Below are 4,466 nucleotides of genomic sequence, written 5' to 3' on the forward strand. Positions count from 1 at the left end.
ATTCCTGGCAACACCGGCCCGCTCCCCCGGCCCGACCACCCGTTCAAGGTACCCTGTGGGTGGTTGGGCCGGGGGAGCGGGCCGGTGTTGCAAGCCAACTGCGGAGGCAGTTGGCGCACCGAACAAGGACTCCCAAAGAAACATTTACGCCGCCGCGCGGCAATGCTAGGCGCGCCGCCGATCCGTTTATCAGAGCGAAAGCCACTGCAATCATGTCCGACGAAGGCAACATCATCACCGACCTGGGCCTGGAAGCGCCTGCCGCCAACGGCGAGGACACCATGCCGACGGCTGGCTTCATCATGCAGTACGTGAAGGACCTGTCGGTCGAAAATCCCAATGCCCCGGCCGCCTTCCAGTGGCAGGACACCCCGCAGATCGACGTGCAGTTCAACATCGGCGCGCAGAACGTGGGCGACGGGGTCCACGAAGTGGAACTGAAGATCGTGATCAAGTCGGTGGGCCAGCAGGGCACCGCCTTCCTGGTCGACCTGGCCTATGCCGGCCTGGTTGGCATGCGCAACATGGACGAAGCGCACCAGCATGCCTTCATCTATGCCGAAGCGCCGCGCATCCTGTTCCCGTTCGCCCGCCGCGTGATTTCGGATGCCGTGCGCGACGCCGGCTTCGCGCCGCTGCTGCTCGAACCGATCGATTTCAACGGCCTCTACCTCCAGCAGATGGCCGCGCAGCAGGCCGAGCTGGAAGCCCAGGCGCCGGTCGGCCAGGCCTGATCCGGCCCGGCCCGGCGCGCTACTGAGGGGGAGTTCCGCGCATGAGCCTGGTCCGCCATGTCAGCACCATCGGCGGCCTGACCGCGATCAGCCGCGTGTTCGGCTTTGCCCGCGACATGCTGCTGGCGCGCGTCCTGGGCGCGGGCCTGGCGGCGGACGCGTTCCAGCTTGCCTTCACTCTGCCCAACACTTTCCGGCGGCTGTTTGCCGAAGGCGCGTTCAGCGTCGCCTTCGTGCCGATGTACAGCCGCGCGCTGCACGGTGAAGGCGGCGAGGAAGCCGCTGACCGCTTTGCCGGCGATGTGCTGTCGGTGTTCGTCTGGGTGCTGCTGGGCTTCTCGGCGCTGGCGATGCTGGGCATGTCGGGCGTGGTCTGGGTGCTGGCCAGCGAATATGCCAATGTGCCCGGCAAGTTCGAGCTGTCGGTACTGCTCAGCCGGGTCACCTTCCCCTACCTGACCTTCATCAGCCTGATGGCGATGCTGGCGGGCGTGCTCAACGCGCGTTCGCGCTTCGGCCCGGCGGCTTTCGCGCCGGTGCTACTCAACGTGTTCCTGATTACCGGGATCCTGGTGGGCGACCACTTGCGCGGCGACAGCGGGGATGACCGGATCGTCGCCATGGCGCTGGCCATCGCGGTGGCGCTGTCGGGGCTGGGCCAGTTCCTGTACCTGTGGTGGGAAACCCGCCGCGCGGGCGTGCGGCTGAAGGTTACCGCGCCGCGCTTCACCCCCGAAGTACGGCGGCTCGGCGCGCTGATCCTGCCCGCCACTTTCGGCGCAGGCATCTACCAGATCAGCCAGTTCGTCGACACCTTCTTCGCCACCAGCCTGCCGCAGGGCTCGCTGACCCTGCTCAAGCTGGCGGACCGGCTCAACCAGATGCCGCTGGGGATCGTCGGGATCGCGCTGGGCACGGCGATCCTGCCGATGCTGTCGCGCCACATCCACACCGGCGATGCGGCCGAGGCGCAGCGCCTCCAATCCAACGCCTTCGAGATCGGCACGCTGCTGACCCTGCCGTCGGCCGCCGCGCTGGCGGTCTGTGCCCCGGCGTTCTGCACCGCCTTTTTCGTCGGCGGCAAGTTTACCCTGGCGGACGGGGCGGTCATGGCGCAGATCGTGGTCGCGCTGGTCGCGGGGCTGCCAGCCTATGTGATCGTCAAGATCCTCAACCCCGGCTTCTTCGCGCGCGAGGATACCCGCACCCCGGTGTGGACCGCGCTGGTCTCGCTGGTGTTCAACATCGCGCTGAACGTCTGGGTCGTGCGGCAGTGGGGCATCGTCGGGCTGGCCGCGGCGACCGCCTGTTCGGCCACGCTCAACTGCCTGCTGCTCTATGCGATCCTGCACCGGCGCGGCTGGTTCCGCTTCACCGCGCAGCTGGCCGGGCGCGTCGCGCGGCAAGCGGTGGCGACGGCGGCGATGGCGGCCCTGCTGTACTGGCTGACCCCGCAGCTGGCGACGCACTATTCCGGGCCGTGGCTGGGCCGGGTCTGGTCGCTGGCGCTACTGGTGGCAGCGGGCATGGCGGTGTTCTTCGCGGTGGCCTTTGCGGTCGGCGCGGTCGACCGTTCGGTGCTGGCGCAGCTGCGCCGCCGCCGTCCGGCCCGGACCAAGTCCGACGATGAAATCCTTGAAGTAGAGTGAGCACGACAATGCGTATCGTTTCCGGCATCCAGCCCACGGGCAATCTCCACCTTGGCAACTACCTGGGGGCGATCCGCAACTGGGTGAAGATGCAGGACGATGCGGTGGCCACCGGCGGGCAGGCGCTCTATTTCCTGGCCGACCTGCACGCCATTTCGATGCCGCACGATCCGGCCGAGCTGACCCGCAACACCTTCGAGATGACCGCCGCGCTGGTCGCCTGCGGGATCGATCCCGACAAGGCGGTGCTGTTCAACCAGACCCAGGTGCCCGCCCATGCCGAGCTGCAATGGCTGCTGAGCGGCACCGCGCGGATGGGCTGGCTGAACCGCATGACCCAGTGGAAGGACAAGGCCGGCAAGAACCGCGAGGGCCAGTCGGTCGCGCTGTTCACCTACCCGGTGCTCCAGGCCGCCGACGTGCTGCTTTACCAGGCAACCCACGTGCCGGTGGGCGAGGACCAGAAGCAGCACCTCGAACTGGCGCGCGACATCGCGCAGAAGTTCAACAACGACTTCTGCGCCGAGGACGCGCCGGTCTTCACCCTGCCCGATCCGATCATCCCGCCCGAAGCCGCCCGGATCATGAGCCTGCGCGATGGCAGCGCCAAGATGAGCAAGAGCGATCCGAGCGACATGAGCCGCATCAACCTGACCGACGATGCCGACACGATCATGAACAAGGTCAAGAAGGCCAAGACCGACCCCGAGGTGCTGCCGGGCGACAAGGCCGGGCTGGACGGCCGCCCCGAAGCGGCCAACCTGGTCGGGATCTATGCCGCGATGGCCGGGACCAGCATGGAAGCCGTGCTGGGTGAATTCCAGGGCAAGGGCTTTGGTGCGTTCAAGCCGGCGCTGGGCGAACTGCTGGTCGAAAGCCTGGCCCCGATCAACGCCCGCTTCATCGAACTGCGGCAGGACCGCGCCGCCTTGCAGGCGATCCTCGCCAAGGGCGCGGCCAAGGCGCGCGAGCTGGGCGCAGGCACGCTGTCGGCCACCTATAACGCGCTGGGGCTGGTGCGCGGCTGAGCGGCGCCGGGCAGCATCATTCAAGCGCCATTCAGCCGCTCTGGCCGAGACTGGCGGCAATGCTAAGCTGTGTGTCCGCCCGGCGATTCGACCGGCGGCAAATGGGGATACAGGGTCGATGACGTCCAATCGCTCGGTGATGGGCAAGTTCAAGCTGGCGCTGGCGCCGCTGGCCATGCTGGGCCTGGCGGCCTGCGCCACGCCGTTCAATGCCAATGTCTCGCGCTTTGCCAGCCAACTGCCCGCGCCGCAGGGGCAAAGCTTTGCCGTGGTCGCCGATGACCCGGCACTGGCGGGCGGCCTCGAATTCTCGCAATATGCCAAGCTGGTGGAAGCGCGCATGGCCGCGCTCGGCTATGCCCCGGCCAGCCCGGATACCGCGACCCTGCTGGTGCGGTTCGATTACGGGGTGGACCAGGGCCGCGAAAAGGTGCGCACCACCGGCTTTGCCGATCCCTATTGGGGGTCGTGGTATGGCTACCCGCGCTATGGCTATGGCATCGGCTACACCGGCTGGGGCCGCCGCGCGTTCTACTCGCCCTATCGCGGCGGGATGTGGGGTTACGGCTGGTACGATCCGTGGTTCGATGGCGGGGTGGAAAGCTACACCGTCTACACCAGCGGCATCCGCCTGAAGATCGACCGCAAGGCCGATGGCCAGCGCCTGTTCGAAGGCAAGGCCGAAGCCGCGTCCACGTCCAACCGCCTGCCCTACCTGGTGCCCAACCTGGTCGAGGCGATGTTCACCGATTTCCCGGGTAATTCCGGGGAAACCGTGCGCATCTCGGTCGCGCCGGAGAAAAACCGCCGCAACTGAGGTGACACCACCGAGAACGAAGGGCGGGCCAGGCAACTGGCTCGCCCTTTTTTTGGGTTGTTTCTTTCCGCCTGACGGCGGTGCGGAAAAGCCATCCGGCTTTTCCTGGCCTGGCCGGCCCACTCCCCCGGCAGGTTCCTTGTTTGGTGCGCTGATCGCCTCCGCGATCAGCTTGGCCTGGCCAGCCCGCTCCCCCGGCCCAACCACCCACAGGGTACCTTTAACGGGTGGTTGGGCC

Annotated in this window: 4 protein-coding genes; all 4 read left to right on the forward strand. The window is 67.3% G+C overall.

Going from position 1 to position 4,466, the window contains the following annotated elements; genetic code table 11:
* The first annotated feature begins 212 nt into the window (after positions 1-212).
* The 4 genes from secB to ACE3N9_RS16460 all read left to right on the forward strand — a co-directional run bounded on the left by secB (position 213) and on the right by ACE3N9_RS16460 (position 4,228).
* Complete coding sequence (gene secB / locus ACE3N9_RS16445) at positions 213-734, forward strand: protein-export chaperone SecB (protein ID WP_374285561.1); 522 nt, start codon at positions 213-215, stop codon at positions 732-734.
* A gap of 41 nt (positions 735-775) precedes the next feature.
* A complete protein-coding gene (gene murJ / locus ACE3N9_RS16450) occupies positions 776-2,383 on the forward strand; it encodes a murein biosynthesis integral membrane protein MurJ (protein ID WP_374285563.1) in 1,608 nt (535 codons plus the stop codon).
* A gap of 8 nt (positions 2,384-2,391) precedes the next feature.
* Positions 2,392-3,411, forward strand: coding sequence for a tryptophan--tRNA ligase (gene trpS, locus ACE3N9_RS16455; RefSeq protein ID WP_374285565.1), 1,020 nt, complete (start codon positions 2,392-2,394; stop codon positions 3,409-3,411).
* Between the two features lie 118 nt (positions 3,412-3,529).
* On the forward strand, positions 3,530-4,228 hold the full coding sequence (locus tag ACE3N9_RS16460) for a DUF4136 domain-containing protein (RefSeq protein ID WP_374285567.1): 699 nt from the start codon (positions 3,530-3,532) through the stop codon (positions 4,226-4,228).
* Positions 4,229-4,466 lie beyond the last annotated feature (238 nt).

It is taken from the genome of Novosphingobium sp., from assembly GCF_041905565.1.
Classification (GTDB): Bacteria; Pseudomonadota; Alphaproteobacteria; order Sphingomonadales; family Sphingomonadaceae; genus Novosphingobium.

What these genes read in the sequence shown, in the direction of transcription:
- secB (WP_374285561.1), top strand. Translation starts at nt 213, where the DNA reads ATGTCCGACGAAGGCAACATCATCACCGACCTGGGCCTGGAAGCGCCT.
- murJ (WP_374285563.1), top strand. Translation starts at nt 776, where the DNA reads ATGAGCCTGGTCCGCCATGTCAGCACCATCGGCGGCCTGACCGCGATC.
- trpS (WP_374285565.1), top strand. Translation starts at nt 2,392, where the DNA reads ATGCGTATCGTTTCCGGCATCCAGCCCACGGGCAATCTCCACCTTGGC.
- ACE3N9_RS16460 (WP_374285567.1), top strand. Translation starts at nt 3,530, where the DNA reads ATGACGTCCAATCGCTCGGTGATGGGCAAGTTCAAGCTGGCGCTGGCG.